General features: G+C 31.5%; 15 protein-coding genes and 1 tRNA gene. 1 reads left to right on the forward strand and 15 read right to left on the reverse strand.

Annotation, left to right across the window (positions count from 1 at the left end; all coding sequences use genetic code 11):
* Positions 1-2: 2 nt before the first annotated feature.
* From ABWO04_RS02160 to panB, 15 genes are all read right to left on the reverse strand, one after another.
* The gene (locus tag ABWO04_RS02160) at positions 3-2,783 is read right to left on the reverse strand and encodes a virulence factor SrfC family protein (protein WP_353076896.1); all 2,781 of its coding nucleotides are present in this window, start codon (positions 2,781-2,783) and stop codon (positions 3-5) included.
* 7 nt (positions 2,784-2,790) lie between these two features.
* The gene (locus ABWO04_RS02165; RefSeq protein WP_353076897.1) at positions 2,791-5,808 is read right to left on the reverse strand and encodes a virulence factor SrfB; all 3,018 of its coding nucleotides are present in this window, start codon (positions 5,806-5,808) and stop codon (positions 2,791-2,793) included.
* A 244-nt stretch (positions 5,809-6,052) separates the two neighbouring features.
* Positions 6,053-7,735 carry a WG repeat-containing protein gene (locus ABWO04_RS02170; RefSeq protein ID WP_353076899.1) on the reverse strand — a complete coding sequence of 561 codons (1,683 nt, stop codon included), beginning with the start codon at positions 7,733-7,735 and terminating at the stop codon, positions 6,053-6,055.
* Positions 7,736-7,851: 116 nt separating this feature from the next.
* The gene (locus ABWO04_RS02175; protein ID WP_353076901.1) at positions 7,852-8,622 is read right to left on the reverse strand and encodes a hypothetical protein; all 771 of its coding nucleotides are present in this window, start codon (positions 8,620-8,622) and stop codon (positions 7,852-7,854) included.
* 473 nt (positions 8,623-9,095) lie between these two features.
* The gene (locus ABWO04_RS02180) at positions 9,096-9,872 is read right to left on the reverse strand and encodes a hypothetical protein (RefSeq protein WP_353076903.1); all 777 of its coding nucleotides are present in this window, start codon (positions 9,870-9,872) and stop codon (positions 9,096-9,098) included.
* A 434-nt stretch (positions 9,873-10,306) separates the two neighbouring features.
* A tRNA-Ser gene (locus ABWO04_RS02185) sits at positions 10,307-10,391 on the reverse strand.
* Positions 10,392-10,526: 135 nt separating this feature from the next.
* Complete coding sequence (gene ribB, locus ABWO04_RS02190) at positions 10,527-11,657, reverse strand: 3,4-dihydroxy-2-butanone-4-phosphate synthase (protein ID WP_353076904.1); 1,131 nt, start codon at positions 11,655-11,657, stop codon at positions 10,527-10,529.
* A complete protein-coding gene (locus ABWO04_RS02195) occupies positions 11,647-13,134 on the reverse strand; it encodes an LptF/LptG family permease (RefSeq protein ID WP_353076906.1) in 1,488 nt (495 codons plus the stop codon). Before ABWO04_RS02195 ends, ribB begins: the two co-directional genes overlap by 11 nt.
* Positions 13,135-13,161: 27 nt before the next feature.
* On the reverse strand, positions 13,162-13,824 hold the full coding sequence (lolA1, locus tag ABWO04_RS02200; protein WP_353076907.1) for an outer membrane lipoprotein periplasmic chaperone LolA1: 663 nt from the start codon (positions 13,822-13,824) through the stop codon (positions 13,162-13,164).
* Positions 13,825-13,839: 15 nt separating this feature from the next.
* Positions 13,840-16,308: a DNA translocase FtsK gene (locus tag ABWO04_RS02205; RefSeq protein WP_353076909.1), complete on the reverse strand. Its 2,469-nt coding sequence runs from the start codon at positions 16,306-16,308 to the stop codon at positions 13,840-13,842.
* 6 nt (positions 16,309-16,314) lie between these two features.
* A complete protein-coding gene (locus ABWO04_RS02210; protein ID WP_502903960.1) occupies positions 16,315-16,689 on the reverse strand; it encodes a diacylglycerol kinase family protein in 375 nt (124 codons plus the stop codon).
* A gap of 9 nt (positions 16,690-16,698) precedes the next feature.
* A complete protein-coding gene (gene tpx / locus ABWO04_RS02215) occupies positions 16,699-17,193 on the reverse strand; it encodes a thiol peroxidase (RefSeq protein ID WP_353076911.1) in 495 nt (164 codons plus the stop codon).
* Positions 17,194-17,413: 220 nt separating this feature from the next.
* A complete protein-coding gene (locus ABWO04_RS02220) occupies positions 17,414-18,103 on the reverse strand; it encodes an RluA family pseudouridine synthase (RefSeq protein WP_353076912.1) in 690 nt (229 codons plus the stop codon).
* Between the two features lie 113 nt (positions 18,104-18,216).
* A complete protein-coding gene (locus ABWO04_RS02225; RefSeq protein WP_353076914.1) occupies positions 18,217-18,570 on the reverse strand; it encodes a four helix bundle protein in 354 nt (117 codons plus the stop codon).
* 225 nt (positions 18,571-18,795) lie between these two features.
* On the reverse strand, positions 18,796-19,614 hold the full coding sequence (gene panB / locus ABWO04_RS02230) for a 3-methyl-2-oxobutanoate hydroxymethyltransferase (RefSeq protein WP_353076916.1): 819 nt from the start codon (positions 19,612-19,614) through the stop codon (positions 18,796-18,798).
* Positions 19,615-19,746: 132 nt separating this feature from the next.
* On the opposite strand from panB, the gene ABWO04_RS02235 reads away from it, so the two are divergent.
* A complete protein-coding gene (locus ABWO04_RS02235) occupies positions 19,747-20,181 on the forward strand; it encodes a nuclear transport factor 2 family protein (RefSeq protein ID WP_353076918.1) in 435 nt (144 codons plus the stop codon).

Raw genomic sequence — 20,181 nt, forward strand, 5'->3', positions numbered from 1 at the left:
AACTAATTTAATTTAAAATCATTAAAATCATTCATCAACGCTTTTAACTGGTTGTTAGCATTCTCGTCATAGTTTACAAAACCACAATTTACTAATAATGATATTCTAAAAAATTCAATCCATTTGTTGTATTTTTCTAAAACAACACTGTTTACAGTAGTTTTTTCATCAACATTGTTTTCAAATAAATTTTCAATAGAATTTACATCAACGGCTGTGGTAGGATGGTAATAATTAAAATTATTGTTGCTTTTTAAATTTTCAATTTCAACTAACTCTTCAGAAGTAAAATAGTTCAAATCAAAATTCATCACAATTTCATTAATTATTAATGAAAATGTTTCTGCTAAAAATTCTTCAACACCACGGTTAGTTGCAGTTTCTGAAACAACATCGTTTAATATTCGTTCTAATTTTATTTTTATATTTCTATTATCAATAATATTTATCCAATGATCTGCCAAAAAGGATAAACTATTTTGACTTAATCCATTGCTAATAAAATAATCAAAATTAGAGGCATTACTAATTTTTGAACCCCAATAATTTAATACCAATTCTGTAAAGTATTGCGCTTTTGATTTTGTTTCATTACTTGAAAATAGATTCTCTTTTTTAATTCCTTTCTGAGTCAAAAAATGCTCTACTTCTTCATTTGAGGATAACCATAAATTTAATTTCAATATTTCGATGGCTTCATCTATTGAATTAACTGTTTTGAGTTCAGGATATTGAGATACTAAAATATTGGTCTGATCAAAATTGTCGGCGCTTTTTTCATTAACATTAACTACAATATTCTCATTTAATAAATTATAAATTTCAACAGGATGTAATGACGATAATTTAATTAACTTATTAAAAGCCGTTAGATCTTTTGTCAATAATGAGTTCAAAGAAAATTGAATATCATTCACACTTTTCATGCTATTAGCTCTTAAAACAGACAAGTCATCAGTGTGTAAATGTTTGTTTAAATCTTTTTTAACCTCTACAATTAAATTATTTAGCTTATTTATGTAATGGTTTGTTTTTGTAAGGTTATTTGATACTTCAGATAAATTAGTAATAATTAACTCAGACCCATCATTATTTAAATTAGCGGCATCATCCCAACTACTTTCTGGAGAATTAAAATGATTTTTAACAAATTCAAAGTTCAAAAAAGAAGATTTTAATTTTTCAAAAAAGGATATACGGTCTTCTTTTAAATTTAATTCGTAGCCGTTTTCTTCAAAACCATCAAAGGAATCTGTAGAATATTTAAAGTCTCTTAAAAGGTAAAAATTCTTAAAACTTCCGTGTTCTTTGGTCCAATCTGTATGCCAATCTTTAGTTTGAGTTACAATTTCATTCTTAAAAAATCGATTAAAACGTGTATCCCATTTATAATCTAATTTTCTATAATCGTCATTATATTCAAAATCATTTGTGGTATCAAATTTTAATTGATTATTAAAAAATGTAAATACTACAAACAATGGAGGAACTTTAGATTCTTTAAGCGAACTAGAACGCTCATGTGAATTAGAACCAATGTTTTTGGATATCCAATTGAATAATAAAGAAGGGATTTCATTTACATCCAATTGTTTGTCGTTTGTACAAAACAAAAGATTGTTTATATTAAAATCATCCGAATATTTATTAAATAAATAAGATACTTTACCTCTCAATAGCATGTCGGGTAATACATCGCCGTCAATATCTTCTACTCCAATTGCCAATCGACTCCTTGCACCAGGAAAATCTAATAAATCAGAATTTTTCAAAAATTCTTTATCGTCAACTAGTTCCTTGGGTATAGAAAAAATAAGCTCTGCAGTTAATGCTGCTAGTATCGAAAGGTTTATTTTAATTTCCTCACCACTTTCTTTTTTTATAGTCGTTTGTTTTGTCGAATCATTTAATTCTTTTAAACGTTTTACATCTAAAATTTCTCCTGCACCTCGCAGTACTTCATCAAAACCTAAATAAGCTTCTGAATCGAATTCCAAAATTTCTAAATTAGAAATTAATTTCTGAAAAAGGGTCGAAAGATGCGCATTTTTATTCCATAATACATCAAAAATAGTTAACCATTCATTAGCATCAAACCCATCTATAATTTTACCAATTCTTTCAAAGAAACGCGTTTCTATCAATCCTTCAAATAAAATAGTATGGTTGCTCAAATGATTGTCAAAATATTCTTTTATTTCTAAAATGTCAAATTCGGATAATACATTTTGCTTGGAATTAGCATAATTAGATTCAAAAGACTTAACATGTAAGTCTAATTCTTTACGGTCTAAAAAAGCATTAATTTTTTTAAGATCCAGAAAAAATGAATCTAAAATAATAATCAATATATCTTTTGGCGATAATAATTTAATTTTTATTGGAAAATCTTCATGTTTAACAGTACTATCAACTGTAAATCGAGTAACTACACCTGTGCTTTCTGCACCTACTCCAGGAGGATTAATATCTTTAAGAAAATCATATTCCTCTTCCTTATTTTTAATTACAAACGGTTGCCCCTTTCTACTTAATAAGTTTTTAATTAGGTACGATTTACCAACCTGACTACCACCAAAAATTGCAATAACTGGTTTAGAATCAACATTGTCATACACTTTCTTAAAAGTATTCTGGGTGTTTTTTAACTTTAATAAAAGATTATTTTTCTCTTCATATTTTAAATTACTTTCGACCCATTTCACAGAATCGGTTAATTTAAGTATATTAAGTTTTATATTTTCCTTTAAAGACGCTATATCTTGTTCTGAGTAATGTTTCATAAATGTATTATCTAGCATTTAAAATAAACTCGCATGTATCCAACCAATAACCATTTTCGTTATCTAATGTTTGATAATTAAGTTTAAAAAATTTATTCGACTTATCGTTTCCTTCTGCATCTTCAATACTTTCAATTTTCAATTGTTCTTTTGAATCATCTAATTCTCTAGACAAAGTAATTTTTAATGGTAAGTTTTGAAATATTTTATTTTTCTCAATATTAATCTGTTCCTCATAAAATGAATTATCTTTATTCGGATAACGAATTTTCACAGATTTACTTATTTCTGAATCTTCCAAGCTAATGCTATATAAATCAGAAACAGGATAGTTTTTAGATATATATTTTGCATATCCAAATTGATAAGGTAAAGCCTGAATTAATACTGTATTCTCATTTTTTTTCGGTGTAAGAATAACTTCTTTAACGTTATGATTACTTTTTACGATATAATCAGCCGTTGAAACTAATTTTTGTTTAATAATCTCAGTATTAACTTTCAAGTCATTTATTTTATTCAGTTTCCCTGCCATTAACGCAATTATGGCACCAACGCTTACCATTGTTTTTGGATCTTCCACAAAACCTCGATGATCCGAATAAGGGAACCATTTACCTATCCAATACGTATTTAAATTTACCAAATTATTTGGAGAAAGGGTAAGGTATTTTAAAAAGATATCTTCAAGACTATTCAATGAACATGGTTTTCCTGAAAGTACCACATAATCACATTGATATTGATTCAAAACCAAACAAAGTTGCTTAACAATACTGTCGAAAACAGAATTAGTAATGGCATTTACTTTTTCAGCACTAATATTCCATTTTATTTCTAAGAAATTAAAACCAAAATGTTTCTCAAAATAGGTTATTAATTCTTTGTTTTTAAATTCTTTTCCTATGATTTGTTCGAAGGTAACTATCGAATTACTTGTACTATTAGCATTTTTTAAATAATGCATAGCTACAGGAATTGCCACTTGATGAATAAATGCTTTACGCATCATTTTAGCTACATAACCAATTTTATTGGTATCCTGGCCAAAAAAACCATTTAACTTTTCAGAAACATTGTCTATACCTTTTGCTTTAGCAAAATTTTCAATTACTCCTGTACAACCTTCATCTTTAGAAGTAGTATGTGTTCCTTCAATAATTACTTGTTGAATTATCTCTTTCAATAAATCATCACCCGCTAACTTAAAACTATCCCAATACTGAGGATCTGGCTTAATATTTATTGTTTTATGTTCCTTATTTAAAGAATAATTTGCAATCATTACATCAGTAGTTCCAGCACCTATATCAATAGATCCAACAGTAATTTTATCTTTATTTTTAAATAAATAATTTTCAATTACATAATTGTTACCTTGTAATTTTTTAGATAATAAACTATAAATAAATACCAATTGACAACTGGTTGCCTCATCATATATCCAATCTTTTCTTTCTTCTAAATCTGGTAATTTTTTAGCAATATCTTTTATAGATGGAATTATTTCTGGTAATTCAAACCAAAACTTATTATCATTGGAGTCAAAATAAAACTTCACATAGTTATTCAATAATTTACAAGCGTCTTCAGCTGCTTCGCGTAAAGCAATTTGCTCATATTGAATCATTCCAGTAGGACAAGATATTGTAATTCGCTTTAAAGTTCTCGGAACAGTTAAATTGCCATGCTCTTCTCTAAATTTATATGAATTTATTTGTACGTAAGCATGAATTAATAACTCTAAAAAGACAAACTTCATTAACGAATTTCTCGAAAATAATGATTTTGATCCAAATACAGCACCATTAGTTAATTCACCATCAATTTTTAATTGTTCAGAAATACCGCTAAGATATACCTTCTTTATTTTGCTAAAATCGGTAGGATAAAATTCCCATTCTTTATCTGCTGGATTTTTATCCCATAAATATCGTTTTGGACTAGAGTTATACGTCTTTAATTCATAACCAAGATTAAGATTAATAGCCGAAGTGTTAATTAAACTTTCTGCTTCATAACCTATACGTACAAAACTAGGAACCGTAAATTTATTGTTATGGTACTTATCTTTATTAATATTCCCAAAATTAGATTCCCTAAAAACCAAATTCATAGGAAAGGGTTCATTATATTCTAAATGAGGATTTGTATAATCTTGAATATTTATTTTCTTTACTTTTTCAAAAGTAAAAGCAGTATCGTTTTGATTTTCAAAAAGTAACGCACAAGTGGCCGAGTTACCAATATCTATAACTAAATCAACTGGGATTTTCTTAATATCATCTGTAAACAATTGCAACTCTGGTGTTTCCTTCAAACTCTCAATCCATTTCAATAACAAAATATAATGAGAAACGTATTGTTTTATTGGTTGCTCGTATCTTAACTCATCATTTTTTCCATAAAAAACATCTGCTAAATATCCCTCAATCCAAGAATTAGAAGAATTGGTACTAAATAAAAAGTTACTTATATTTATTTCATTCGTATGAATTTTAAAAATATTTTCGTCAGGATTCAAACTCAGTTGAGGTCCTGTCTTATCCATTTCGCTTTTAGCTAACGTAGTGTCTACAGCTAAAACAATTTGAATTTTATTGTATTCTTCATCACAATCAAAATACAATCGAACCCAATCGGTTGGATACAAAACGTCTTTATTTATAGAATTGTCTTTAAAATACGGAAGTGGAATCCATTTTTTCTTAAAATGCTTTAATGCTTTTTTAAGATTATTCGTTTCATAAAAATCAGTAACGGGATGACATGCATTAATATCAACATCATCCTTTAATCTGTTGTTAACAATAAAATCTCGTTCTACTAACTCTTGTTTTCTATAATACCTTTCTGTATCGTTTATAACGGTTTTAAAAAGAGGATCAAAAGTAAAATCTAAAATATTTGAATCAAAAGGTTGATGAAAATATACCTTATTGGATTTAGCAAAATCTAAATTAATCTCAGCTTCAAATTTATGATACTGTATACTGGAGTTAGAAATAAGAGATATTCTTTTCATTAAAGCTATTTTATTGATGTTTTGTTTAATTTAAAATTCCTTTTTAACACGAGTTTAAAAAATAATACTTTTTCAAATATAGAAAAAAAAATAATTGTAGTTGAATGTTTTATATTTTAAAACACAATTTGTTACTAAAACCCTAATAATTATTTTAATTTTATATCGAATACATTTAAAATTAAAATAAAAAAAAATGGCTATTTATTTTACAAAATAGCCATTTTTTTTTATTTATTGATTTTTAATCTCCATAATAATCATTAGAAACAGCAGCAGTATCTACAGCTACAGCAGCAGCACTGTCAACAGCAACATCTTCTACTGCATCATTTGCATTGACATCAGATTTATCAGAAATTCTACTGATATAATTAGCAATATCAAAACTTGGATTTAAAATATAAAAATACACTTTGTTTGAATATTCAGAATAAGTAATAACATAGTTTTTATTACACTTATACACACTTGTATAGGTACCACTAATATATCCTTTTTTCATAGGCGTATATCCTGTTAATTTCTTTTCAAACGCCTTTTGAATAGTTTCGGTTTTACCATATGCAGTACCCTGTAAATTGATAGTATAGAAAAATCCTGTAGGATTTCCGTTTATCATATAATACGAAGAATCCCAATAATCATATTGTTTGATATTACCCATAAATGCAAAAGAATAATTTGCAGATTTATTGATAGGCTTGCTTCTAAATACATAGTTATTATCATCATAAGCACTATAATCATCCATAGTCTTATTTATTTTAGTAAGGATCGTTTGGAAAGAATCGTTAAAAGTTAAATTCTCAGGATTATTTACATTAACCACTTTTAGTATCGCGTCAACATCCAAATAGTCAGAAGTTACAGAATTTTTGTAACTAAAATCATTCAAGTAAGCAAATAAATCATATCCTATTTCTTCGAACTGAGGGTTTACAACATATTTCCCTTCTTTGTCAATCAAACCATATTTATCCGCTGTTTTAACGATGGCTACATCACCAAAAAATTGAGAAGCTTCATCAAACTGAGGATTAATCATGATTTTACCTTCCTCATCTATATATCCATATTTATCAGCACTTTTAACACTTGTAAGTTTATTCTTACCAAATGAAGATGCCGATGTAAATTGTGGATTAATAATAAATTTACCTTTATCATCACACCATCCTGCTTTATCATCTTGATAAATTAAATATTTGTCTTCATCAATAAAAGCATATTGAAATTGAGGGTTTATAATATACTTACCATCTTTATCAATAACACCTGCTTTTTTGTCTAAATACACAATAGATTTACCATCAACAAATTTCTCAGCTGAATCAAATTGATAATTAATAATAATTTTACCCGACTTATCAATAAAACCCCATTTACCTTCTTTGTTCTTTACCGCACATTTGCCATCACTAAAATCACCAACTTCAGTAAATTGTGGACTTACGGCTTGATTTCCTGATTTATCAACAAATCCCCATATTGTTGATGTAGAATCTGGTTTAGAAAAAGCCGCTAATTCATCAGAAAATAATCTAACATTTTCAGCTTCTTTTAAAGTAAATTTTATCTCACCCTTAGGGTCAATGGCTGTTGGTGCAGAATTTTCAGAAACTACCCATGCAATACCTTCTTGAAAAACAGTAGCATCTTTATAGGTGGCATTAATTACAAATTTTCCATCTTTATCGATGTAACCCCACTTACCTTCATCTCCAGTAGTTTTAACTAAAGCAATTCCATTTCTAAATGCTGATGCATACTGAAATTGAGGATTAATTACAATCTTTCCTTCTAAATCAAAATATCCATATTTATCTTTTTGAAGAAACGGTATTAATTCAATTTTTTTAGATGAATTAAAAAAATTACATCCAACTAATAAAACTGATAGTAAAAGCATTAAAATTTTTTTCATAGTTCAATTTTTGATTATTAATGTTCAAATATATAAAAAATAATTTATTTAACTAAAATTAACATATTATTCATATATTTTTATTAAAAATTAAAAAATATTAGATCTTAAAAGTATTAATATTCTTTTTTAATTAATTGACTCGTTCTAGTTCTTAAATTATAAGTACCTTCCTTAATATAACGACCTTTACTATCAATACCACTAGTTTGTATTTTCAAAAGACCCCTTTCTTCATTATAATCAGTAACATATACGTACGAATTTTTTCCATCCATTAACTCTCTTCCCGTGTTCAAATCTATTATATGTGTTCCCATAAATGCTACTCCTGCCGAATAAGACAGTACTAAAATTTGATCCGTTAATACAAAAGACACACAGCCATCTTCACATATTTGATTATATGAATCTTTAATAATATCTCTTTCCACAGATATGTTATCAAACATATTATTTGTACTTTCATCGTTTTTAATTTTTTCAAAAGCAGCTATTACCTTTCTATCAAAATCACTATAAATAGGCTGTGCTTCTTGCGCTTCAATATTTTGTTGTAAAGTAGAAATAGAGTCTTTAAGCTCAGCTACTCTAATAGTAAGTTGCGTATTGTTTTCTACCAATTTATCATTGGTTTTTTGAGTAACATCCAATTGCCCTTTTAAAAATGCAATATCCTGTTCTAGTTTAGAAATAGTTAGTTGCAAAGCGTCTTTGTTTGAATTGGCTAGTGCTTGCGCCTTTTCAAAATTGATATCTCGATTTTTAATTTCCGAATGTAAACTATCAATTCGAATTTTTAAAGTTTCAATAATTTCTTTTTTAGACTGTGCTACTATTTGTAAACTAAATAATAAAAAAGTAAATAATAAAATTGCTTTTTTCATAATATATTCGTGTTAATCCTTAGTTAGTATAATGAATATTTAACATGTAATAAAAGTACTACAAACATTTTCAGAAATACTAGTATTTTACTGCCCAAAGATAACGGTTATTTTATAATTATGAAAATCCTAATTCTACCAACCTGAACTTGCCGAAGAACAACCTGCATCCTGAGCCTGTCGAAGGACAAAATCCCTCTAATCCCTTAATCCGTGGATAAACCACAAACATCCCCCGCCATCCTGAGCCTGTCGAAGAACAACCTGCATCCTGAGCCTGTCGAAGGACAACACCCCAAACCTCTTGGAGCTTTCAAACCCAAATTATGACGCACCACACGTTTTATAGAAGTACGAGCAGCTATTCGTTTTATTATTGAGGGAATTCTAAATCCAATTTCAATTTATATTAAGCACCTTTTTAGTGAATTCTATATAATTTTATCTAAAAAAATTTTATATTTTGATTGAACTTAATATTCCTTCTTACCCAATTGACAAATTTTGGTTTTCAGATTATAAGTACCTTTTTTCCAGTAACGCCCAATATTATCAAGATTGTCTGTTTCTATTTTCAATACATTTTTTTGTTTATCAAAACCAGTAACATAAATATAACGATCGTAATCATGGATTATATTTTTTCCAGAATTTAAGTCAATTATATAGGTACCCATGTCAGCTGCGCCACTAACTCTATAAGACATTACTAAAAATTGATCCGTTAATACATAAGATACACATCCCTCATCATTACAAACTTGATTAAATGAATCTTTAATTATATCGTTTTCCACAGATATATTATCAAAGACATTATTTGTATATTCATCGTTATTAACACTATCAAAAGCTGCTTTTGCTTTTCTATTAAAATCACTATCAGTTGATGAAGACCCATTAGCGGCTAAATTATTTTGCAAAACAGAAATGGAATCTTTAAGTACTGCTACTGTATTAATAAGTTGCATGTTTTTTTCTAACAATTTATCTCCATTTTTTTTTATAACATCCATTTGCCCTTTTAAATATGCAATATCTTGTTCTAGTTTAGATATAGTTTGCTGTATAGCTTCTTTGTTTGATTCGGTTGCTGCTTGCGCCTTTTCAAAATTGATATCTCGATTTTTAATTTCTGAGTGCAAACTATCAATTCGAATTTTTAAAGTTTCAATGATTTCTTTTTTAGACTGTGCTACTATTTGTAAACTAAATAATAAAAAAGTAAATAATAAAATTGCTTTTTTCATAATATATTCGTGTTAATCCTTAGTTAGTATAATGAATATTTAACATGTAATAGAAGTACTACAAACATTTTCATAAATACTAGTATTTTACTTCCCAAAGATAATGGTTATTTTATAATTATGAAAATCCTAATTCTTTCATCCTGAACTTGCCGAAGAACAACCTGCATCCTGAGCCTGTCGAAGGACAAACCTTATACCCTATACCCAAATCCCTATACCCATCAGGCTATCCTGAGCATATCGAAGAACAAAATCCCTCTAATCCCTTAATCCGTGGCAAAAACATAAACAGCTAAACAACAAACAACTCAACAACAAACCTGCATCCTGAGCCTGTCGAAGGACAACCCTTCACCCATCAAGCCATCCTGAGCATGTCGAAGGACAATCGCATAAAAAAACCCGAAACTTTCGTTTCGGGTTTTCTGTTGCGGAGAAAGAGGGATTCGAACCCCCGGACCTGTTACAGTCAACAGTTTTCAAGACTGCCGCATTCGACCGCTCTGCCATTTCTCCAATAAGACGTGCACTACTTTCGTATTGCGAGTGCAAATATAAAAGGTTTTTTCTATTAAAAAAACAATTGCATTACTTTTTTTAGAAGTTTTTATTAAATAGCTGATAGTCAATATTTACTACCTGCGTTTTTAATTAATAATTTAAATATTCGGTTATTTCTAAGCCGTAACCTATCATTCCCACACGTTTGTTTTGGTAAGAGTTGGTTAATAACTTAATCTTAGTGATGTCCAAATCATGTAAAATTTGCGCACCAATACCAAAGTCTTTTGTATCTACAGCAATTCGTGGTGTCGTAAAATCACCTGCAGCTTGCAAGCGTTTCAACTCGGCCAAACGATCCAACAATTCCACCGACTGCATTTCCTGATTGATAAACAAAATCGCACATTTATCATACGATTCAAATTTCTTAAAGATATCTTCTAACTTTTTATTTAAAGTATCGGTTAAACTACCCAATATATCATTCGTGACTTGCGTAGAGTTAATACGAGTCAAAATGGCCTCACCCATACTCCAACTTCCTTTAGTTAAAGCAATATGTACTTGTTTGTTCGTAACTTGCAAATACGCACGCAAACGGTATGTTCCAAAACGGGTTTGTATTTCAAAGTCTTCTTTTTTCTTAATCAAGCTGTCGTGTTGCATTCTGTACGCCACTAAGTCTTCAATAGAAACCAATTTCAAATCGAATTTCTTAGCCACCTCTACCAATTCTGGTAAACGTGCCATTGTACCATCATCATTCATGATTTCACAAATCACACCAGCAGAAGAATACCCTGCCAAACGCGCAAAATCAATGGCTGCTTCTGTATGTCCTGTTCTTCGTAACACCCCACCTTGTCTGGCAATTAAAGGAAAAATATGTCCTGGTCGTCCCAATTCATAAGGTTTCGTATCTGGATGCACTAAGGCTTCAATAGTCTTAGCACGGTCGGCAGCAGAAATACCGGTGGTAACCCCATTCCCTTTTAGATCTACAGAAACTGTAAACGCCGTTTCCATGTTGTCTGTATTGTTTGTCACCATGGTATGCAATTCCAATTCCTTACATCTCGATTCGGTTAACGGAACGCAAATAAGCCCTTTTCCGTGCGTAGCCATAAAGTTGATCATTTCTGGCGTAACTTTGTCAGCAGCAGCTAAAAAATCGCCTTCATTTTCTCTGTCTTCATCATCTACCACAATAATCATTTTACCCTGACGGATATCTTCAATGGCTTCTTCTATGGTATTCAGTTGTATTTTATGACTCATTAGTTGTAATGTTTTCGCCAGGTAGCGAATTAGTATTTTGTTTCGTAAACATTTTTTTAATAGGTACAAGTAGCCAATCTAAATCGATAGTCAATCCCATATCTTTAGTGGCTCTGTACGTAAATAATATCGCAAATGGTGTAAGTATCAAAGCACCTGCAGCCGTTCCTATAAAAGGAGAAATGGCATCTTGTCCGGCTAATTTCTTACCAAAGGTATTGGCAAAATTAAAGATTATAAAAATCAATATCGCAAATACAATAGGCAAGCCCAACCCGCCTTTTCTAATAATGGCACCTAACGGAGCACCAATAAAAAACATCAACAAACACGAATAGGCCACTAATAATTTATCGTAATACCCAATCCAGTGGTCGTTGATGTTGTTTTGTTTAAATTCCAAATCGGTTTTGTACCCATCTAATGAAAAAATGGTGTTGTTGATATTGTTTTTGGCTACATCAACCACCAAGGCTTTTTTATCTGAAGGAAAAAGCGACATCAAATCGCCAGACACTTTCTTCGACTTTGGCAATTCCACTTTATTAACAATAGGCACAACTGCATTAGCGGTTAAACTCTCGGTAGTTTTATCAATGTTTTCACTATACGAAAGCACGTCATTATTAAAACTGGATTGCAACGAATCGATGGTGTATTTCAATTCGCTCATGTTAAGCATATTATAGGCGTTTACAATCTCAGCACCGTCTTCAGAAGCGCCATTAAGTTTCGCCAAATCTATAGTAACGGTATATTTCTTAAAACTACTTTTAGCAAAAGGCAGCTTGTCGCGATCCTCAAATTTTTTAGGCTGAATGTCTTCGTAATAATTCCCATCTAATAAATCCAACTGCAATAAATTGGTCGATTCATCACTTTTCAATACGCCTTTTTTGGCTTTAATAACGGTAGTAACCGTGCTAAACTCCCCTTTCTTCATGTGCATCGTAATGCCTTCTAAAAACGAGCCGTTTTCCCCAGATTTCTTTTCTACATGTATGGTAGTTGTAGTCCCTATTTTACTAAATTGCCCTTCACCAATAGCCATAGCTGGTTTGGTTTGGATAATAGATTTTCTTAAATTAATAAAACGGTATTGCGCTTCCGGAATGATGTTATTGGCAAATAAAAAAGCAATACCACTAAACAAAACCGAACAAACAATTAAATACTTCATGGCACGTCCTAAAGATATTCCGCCCGACTTCATTGCCGCAAACTCATAGTTTTCTGCAAAACTACCAAAAGTCATAATAGACGCCAATAAAATAGACAATGGCAATACCAAAGGCACCATAATAGGCGAATAGTAAAAGATAAATTTAAAGATGGTAATAGCATCTAAATCCTTACCGGCCAATTCGGCAATAAACAACCAAATACTTTGCAATATGAAAATAAAAAAAAGGATTACGAATACCGTAGTAAACGTAATCAGAAATGATTTTAATAAATATTTATCAATTATTTTCATGGAGTGGTTATACGTAAAAGCTACAGATTAGTCCGCTTTATTAATATAATAATTTGGATATTTCGCTTTTACAAAGGTAAACTGATTTTTTGCTAACATTTGGTTAAATTTAAACGAAGAAACTGTTAAAGTGGTTCGAGTTCCGTTTTTACCTACTTCAATTAGGTTATAAATATGATTGGTTTTGGTGTCAATACCAATTAAAATTTCTTTACGCTTATCTGCAGCACTTGTAGGTGTTAGCTTTACGTACTGAATGGTTTTACCTGCTATAGGTTGTTTGATGTCCATAGCAAATTTAAATCCTTTTTTAAAGAAGGTAAAAATCTTGTTAGGCGACATGGCATTGGCATCATTCTCATCATGGTTTGAGACAGTTATTTCCTCGTCTTCAGGAACAATCGTGTATATTTTCTTACCGTCAAATATTTTAGTAACCCCCATAAATGATAAATGATACTTGTTACCTTGTAACATTACTTTACCCGTACTTTCTTGATTGATTTTTTCTGCGGTATTGTTAATAGCGTACTTAAAGTCAATCACCATATTTTTATAGGATTTCGCTTTGGCAACTACTTTATCTAATAACGCTTTACCCGCATTTTTCTCTTTCGGTGGATTATTTTCTACAGTTGTAAATGCCACTAAAAATAGGGCTATAACAGATAGTGTAACTAATTTTTTCATTATAATGTAATCAATCTATTGTTCGTTCTTAAAAAATATTTCTAACGAATTCATATCCGTTATTAAAACTTGTCTGGCTTTACTACCTTCAAAAGGGCCTACAATTCCAGCAGCCTCTAACTGGTCAATAATTCGTCCGGCGCGGTTATATCCAAGCTTTAGTTTTCTTTGTATTAAAGAAGCCGAACCTTGTTGTGCCGAAACAACTACCTCAGCCGCATCTCTAAATAAAGAATCACGCTCTGATATATCCATATCAAGTTTTATGCCACTATCTTCACCTACATAATCTGGAAGTAAATACGCATCGGCATACGCTTTCTGTGAACCAATAAAATCACAAATACGTTCTACTTCTGGAGTATCTACAAAGGCACACTGCACACGAATTAAATCATTTCCATTAGAAAACAACAAATCCCCTCTACCAATTAATTGGTCGGCACCTCCTGAGTCTAAAATGGTTCTTGAGTCAATTTTAGACGTTACTCTAAAGGCAATTCGTGCTGGGAAATTGGCTTTAATCATACCCGTAATTACATTCACAGACGGACGCTGCGTAGCAATAATCAAATGAATTCCGATAGCACGTGCCAACTGAGCCAAACGCGCAATAGGCATTTCTACCTCTTTACCTGCCGTCATAATTAAATCAGCAAACTCATCTACCACTAAAACGATATACGGTAAAAAACGGTGTCCGTTTTCAGGATTTAATTTACGTTGTTTAAATTTCTCGTTATATTCTTTAATATTTCGCACCATCGCATCTTTAAGCAAAGAATAACGATTGTCCATTTCCAAACACAACGAGTTTAAGGTATTAATTACTTTCGCATTATCGGTAATAATCGCCTCATCTGTATCAGGTAATTTAGCCAAATAATGACGTTCTATTTTATTAAAAAGGGTCAACTCTACTTTCTTCGGATCCACCAAAACAAACTTCACTTCTGCTGGATGTTTTTTGTATAATAACGAAGTCAATACCGCATTCAATCCTACCGATTTACCTTGTCCAGTAGCTCCTGCCATCAATAAGTGAGGCATTTTAGCCAAATCCACAACTAACGTTTCATTAGAAATGGTTTTTCCTAAAGCAATTGGCAATTCCATTTCTGCCTGTTGGAATTTAGGCGAAGCAATGGCACTTCTCATAGAAACCATCGACGGATTGGCATTTGGTACCTCAATACCAATAGTACCTTTACCCGGAATTGGCGCAATGATACGAATACCTAATGCCGATAACGACAAGGCAATATCATCTTCCAAACTCTTAATTTTAGAAATACGAATACCCGCTTCTGGGACAATTTCGTATAAAGTAACCGTAGGTCCTACCGTCGCTTTAATCTGTGCGATTTCTATTTTGTAGTTCTTTAAGGTATCTACAATTTTGTTTTTATTTTCTTCTAATTCCGCTTGATTAATGGTAATCCCCACTCCCGAATAATCTTTCAACAATTCAATAGAAGGCATCTGAAAATTAGACAACTCTAAAGTAGGATCAAATTCCCCGAAATCTTGCACCAAACGTTGGGCAATACTTTCTTCAACAATATCTTCTTCTTCTGGTTTTTCAATGATAAAAGAGGAATCTTCCGTTTCAATAATTTCCGGTTGTTTTGAAATGAGTTCCGGTTGCGGATCTAATTTAATTTCAGAGGCATTTTGTATGGTAGGCTTTAACGCCGTTTTATCAATTTCAAAAGCAGATGGCGCATCACGGTCAATCACTTGCATGTTTGTCCATTCGTCATCTGTATCTTCCAGTATAGGATTTTTTTTTAATGGTGGTACCACTATAGGAGCTTCCTCTTCAGTATCTGAAAGCACAGGTGATATTGTGTCTTCTTCCTCTTCACCTTCATTTTCATCAGCTACAGCTACAGGTGCGGCTTTAGCATCAAGAAAATCTTTTAATTTATCTGGAGAAACTTTAATTCTAAATATTAAAAAAACCACCACACTGAAAATTAAAACCATAATGGTTCCAATACTTCCAGCATAATCTTGTATTAAATCGTTTATTTCATACCCAATAACACCAGACAAATGCGGTACGAAATCCCAAATAAGTCCAAAAAACAAGGAAATGGTTACGATAGCATATAGGTCCCAAAAGGCCACTTTATTAATTTTACTAATGGGTAAATCCACCAATAAATACGAACCAATTAAAAAGAAAATTTTTACAAATAAGAAAGAAGCAATTCCAAACCCGTCATATAAAAACAGTTCTGCCAACCACGCGCCTATTTTACCCAACCAGTTTTCAACTACCACATTTCGGTTAGCCAATTCACTAATTTGACTCTGATCTGCATTTCCCGAAACATAATAGGAAATAAAGGACAGCAATAAAAATACAGCAATAATGATAAATAAAACACCCGACACAAACTTTTGCCCACGGGTGGTTTTAAAAAGGGAAGTACGCAATTTTTTATTGGATGCGTTTGAAGTTTCTTTTTTAGCCATTAATTTCTATAAATTAAATAGTTTCGGTACATAAATTAAAGCACCAACAGTTAATGCGCTACTTGCGGCAAATAAAACAGCGCCAGCAGCAATATCTTTAATAAAACCAATTCGATCATGAAATTCAGGGTGAATAAAATCGGCTATTTTTTCTACAGCAGTATTTAACCCTTCAATTCCTAATACCAAACCGAAAGCTAAGGTTTGTAGCATCCATTCTTCTATACTAATGTGAAAATAAAAGCCAGCAAAAATCATCAATAGCATAATTGAAAATTGCACCATGACACTATGCTCTGTAGTCACTAATTTAAAAGCACCTTTTACTGCAAAACCTATACTTTTAATTCTGCCAGAAACAAATCGTTTGTCTTGAATCATAACAATGGTTTATGCGTTTAAAGCCGCGTCGTAATTTGGTTCATTAGCAATTTCGCTAACCAATTCAGAATAAGCCACTTTTCCAGTTTCATCAATAACAACAATTGCTCTTGCGTGTAATCCTTTTAAAACAGAATCAATTAAAGTAACGCCATAGGCAGTACCAAAACTTCCATCTCTAAAATCAGATAAATTAATTACATTTTCTAATCCTTCCGAACCACAAAAACGTTTTTGAGCAAAGGGTAAATCTTTAGAAATACACAATACTTTAGTGTTGGCTAACGAATTAGCTAACGTATTGAAAGTACGTACCGATGTAGCACAAGTTGGCGTATCAATACTTGGAAAAATATTTAAGATAACACGTTGACCTAAATAGTCGTGTAAAGAAACTTCTGATAAATCAGTTGCAACTAATTGAAATTGTGGTGCAGCAGAACCAATAGCTGGTAAAGCGTTATTTGTGTTTACAGGATTTCCTCCTAAAGTTATTGTTGACATCGTAATAATTTTTAAGCATCAAAAGTACAAAAAATATTTTTGCCGAATATCAAATAAGTAAAGTTTATTTTGATTTACGATTTACGATTTACGATTTACGAATTGGGATTTGGGATTTACGATTTGGGTGTTGGGTTCCTTTCACCTTTAACCCTAAACCCTTTTCCCTTTTCCCTTTTCCCTTTACCCTTTACCCTTTACCCTTTACCTTTCACCTAATCTAAACCAACTTCCACAACACATCGTCCGGAACTGGAGCGATAAGTTCTAATGGATCTTTAGTAACAGGATGTATTAACGACAGTTTTCTGGCATGTAAATGAATACCACCGTTAGGATTACTTCTATCAAATCCGTATTTTAAGTCCCCTTTAATTGGGCAACCTACAGCTGTTAATTGTGCTCTAATTTGATGATGACGTCCGGTATGCAAATCGATTTCTAAAGCGTAATAATTATCTAATTTCTTAATAATTTTATACGATAGTTTGGCTTCTTTAGCTTCAGGCACTTCTTTTAAATACGCTTTAGAAGTATTGTTTTTAGTATTTCTTCTTAAGAAATGCACCAAAGTATCTTCCGTTTTTGGCGGCGCATTTTTCACAATCGCCCAATAGGTTTTTTGCGTTTCTCTGTTTTTAAACGTTTCGTTCAAACGGGTTAATGCTTTTGATGTTTTAGCAAACACCACAATACCCGTAGTCGGTCTGTCCAAACGATGTACCACACCTAAAAACACCTCACCCGGTTTGTCGTACGCCACTTTTAAATACGATTTCACAATATCTGATAAAGGCTCATCACCGGTTTTATCTCCTTGTACGATATCGCCAACGCGCTTATTAACTACTATTATATGATTGTCTTCATGTAGAATTTGAAGATTTTTAGCATCGGAAATTATTTTCATTTTTTTTTAGATTTTTAGAAGGTTAGATGGTTAGATGGTTAGTCTTCTTAGATGGCTAGACTTCTTAGAAGGTTAGATTGTTAGACTGGTTAGATTGTTAGAGGTTTAGATTATTAGATTTTTAGTGTGGAACGAAATTTTGAAGTCATTTTGATGATTTCTTCTAATTGTTCGCATAATTCTTTTGCTTTTTCTGGGGTTAAAAAACCCAAATCTTCAGAAATTAATAACTGTGTTTCTACTTCATACGCAGAACCGATAGCAATCTCTAAAAATCTTGCAAATTCTTTATTGGAATTTCTCGATGAACCTTCTGCTATATTTGAAGGAATTGAAACAGATGCCCGTCGTAACTGATTGATTAACCCAAACTTCTCATCTGATGGAAAAGAAGCCGTTTCATTGTAAATCTTAGTACAAAACAACCTACTTTTTTTCCAAATACCCAATTCCTTAAATTTATGCATAACTATTTTTTATTGTGTTTAATTTTTTGAAGTTGCTAAGTATTGAAGTTGCAAAGTTGCAAAGTAACTAAGTTGCAAAGTCTAACAATCTAATTATCTAAGTTATCTAAAAAGTCTAACCAGTCTAAAAATCTAAATTGTCTAACAATCTAACTTATCTAACCAGTCTAAAAATCTAACCAGTCTAACTTATCTAAGAAGTCTAACTTGTCTAACCAATCTAACTTAATATTGTTCATTCGCATTAGGAAAATCAACTGATTTTACATCAGCTACATATTGCCCAATGGCTTTCGTCATATCTTCAAATAAATTCATATATCTGCGTAAGAATCTTGGACTAAACTCGTGCGTCATACCAATCATATCGTGTAATACCAACACCTGACCGTCTACGCCACTCCCCGCTCCAATTCCTATTACTGGAATAGAAATACTTTCGGCAACTTTCTGTGCTAATTTCGCTGGGATTTTTTCTAAAACTAAAGCAAAACAACCAATACGTTCTAACATTTTGGCATCTTCTAACAATTGATCTGCTTCTTCCTCTTCTTTAGCACGAACGGTGTACGTTCCGAATTTATAAATCGATTGTGGTGTTAACCCCAAATGCCCCATAACAGGAATTCCGGCATTTAATATTTTCTTTATAGACGATTCAATTTCTCTACCTCCTTCTAATTTCACAGCGTGTCCGCCGCTTTCTTTCATAATACGAATAGAAGAACGCAACGCCTCTTTCGGATCTGATTGGTAACTTCCGAAAGGTAAATCAACCACAACTAAAGCTCTGTCAACAGCTTTCACCACACTGCTGGCGTGATAAATCATTTGATCTAAGGTAATTGGCAATGTAGTTTCGTTTCCTGCCATTACATTACTTGCCGAATCGCCAACTAAAATGACATCAATACCCGCTGTATCTACAATTTTAGCCATTGTGAAATCGTATGCCGTTAGCATAGAAATTTTTTCACCATTGGCTTTCATATCAATTAACGACTTCGTTGTAATTTTTTTATAATCTTTTTTTGCTACAGACATAATCTTTCGTGTTCAGTTATCAGTTTTTAGTGTTCAGTAAATACCGAATGAAATATTTTGTAAAATTAATATAAAGATATGGATTGTAACAATTTTTCGACATTTAATACCAATAATAAAAATGCAACCACTATGAGACAAGTATTTATTTTACTATTTTTTGGTTTTAGTGTAGGAATTTCCGCACAAGAAGAAACGGCTATTAAGCAAACAATTTCAACATTTTTTGAAGGCCTACAAACCGGTGATACATTAAAAATACAAACGGTTTGCCACAAAGAGATGAAATTGCAATCGATAACAGAAAAAAATAATGTTGGTGCGTTGTCATTTCAAAGTAATTCAGATTTTTACAAATCCATAGCCGCGATTCCAAAAAACCTAAAAATTGAAGAACGCCTTTTAAGTTATAACATTCAAATAGATGGCACTATGGCAAACGTTTGGACACCTTACGAATTTTATGTGAATGAAAAACAAAGTCATATTGGAACAAATTCCTTTACTTTGCTGTTAGAAAACAACAGTTGGAAAATTGTGCATATAATTGATACCCGAAGAAAATAA

The organism is Flavobacterium sp. (genome assembly GCF_040382755.1).
Taxonomy (GTDB): domain Bacteria; phylum Bacteroidota; class Bacteroidia; order Flavobacteriales; family Flavobacteriaceae; genus Flavobacterium.

Coding starts and splice junctions, on each gene's coding strand:
- ABWO04_RS02170 (WP_353076899.1), bottom strand. CDS start 7,735: ATGAAAAAAATTTTAATGCTTTTACTATCAGTTTTATTAGTTGGATGT.
- tpx (WP_353076911.1), bottom strand. CDS start 17,193: ATGTCAACAATAACTTTAGGAGGAAATCCTGTAAACACAAATAACGCT.
- ABWO04_RS02175 (WP_353076901.1), bottom strand. CDS start 8,622: ATGAAAAAAGCAATTTTATTATTTACTTTTTTATTATTTAGTTTACAA.
- lolA1 (WP_353076907.1), bottom strand. CDS start 13,824: ATGAAAAAATTAGTTACACTATCTGTTATAGCCCTATTTTTAGTGGCA.
- ABWO04_RS02235 (WP_353076918.1), top strand. CDS start 19,747: ATGAGACAAGTATTTATTTTACTATTTTTTGGTTTTAGTGTAGGAATT.
- ABWO04_RS02165 (WP_353076897.1), bottom strand. CDS start 5,808: ATGAAAAGAATATCTCTTATTTCTAACTCCAGTATACAGTATCATAAA.
- ABWO04_RS02220 (WP_353076912.1), bottom strand. CDS start 18,103: ATGAAAATAATTTCCGATGCTAAAAATCTTCAAATTCTACATGAAGAC.
- panB (WP_353076916.1), bottom strand. CDS start 19,614: ATGTCTGTAGCAAAAAAAGATTATAAAAAAATTACAACGAAGTCGTTA.
- ABWO04_RS02210 (WP_502903960.1), bottom strand. CDS start 16,689: ATGATTCAAGACAAACGATTTGTTTCTGGCAGAATTAAAAGTATAGGT.
- ABWO04_RS02195 (WP_353076906.1), bottom strand. CDS start 13,134: ATGAAAATAATTGATAAATATTTATTAAAATCATTTCTGATTACGTTT.
- ABWO04_RS02225 (WP_353076914.1), bottom strand. CDS start 18,570: ATGCATAAATTTAAGGAATTGGGTATTTGGAAAAAAAGTAGGTTGTTT.
- ABWO04_RS02160 (WP_353076896.1), bottom strand. CDS start 2,783: ATGAAACATTACTCAGAACAAGATATAGCGTCTTTAAAGGAAAATATA.
- ABWO04_RS02205 (WP_353076909.1), bottom strand. CDS start 16,308: ATGGCTAAAAAAGAAACTTCAAACGCATCCAATAAAAAATTGCGTACT.
- ABWO04_RS02180 (WP_353076903.1), bottom strand. CDS start 9,872: ATGAAAAAAGCAATTTTATTATTTACTTTTTTATTATTTAGTTTACAA.
- ribB (WP_353076904.1), bottom strand. CDS start 11,657: ATGAGTCATAAAATACAACTGAATACCATAGAAGAAGCCATTGAAGAT.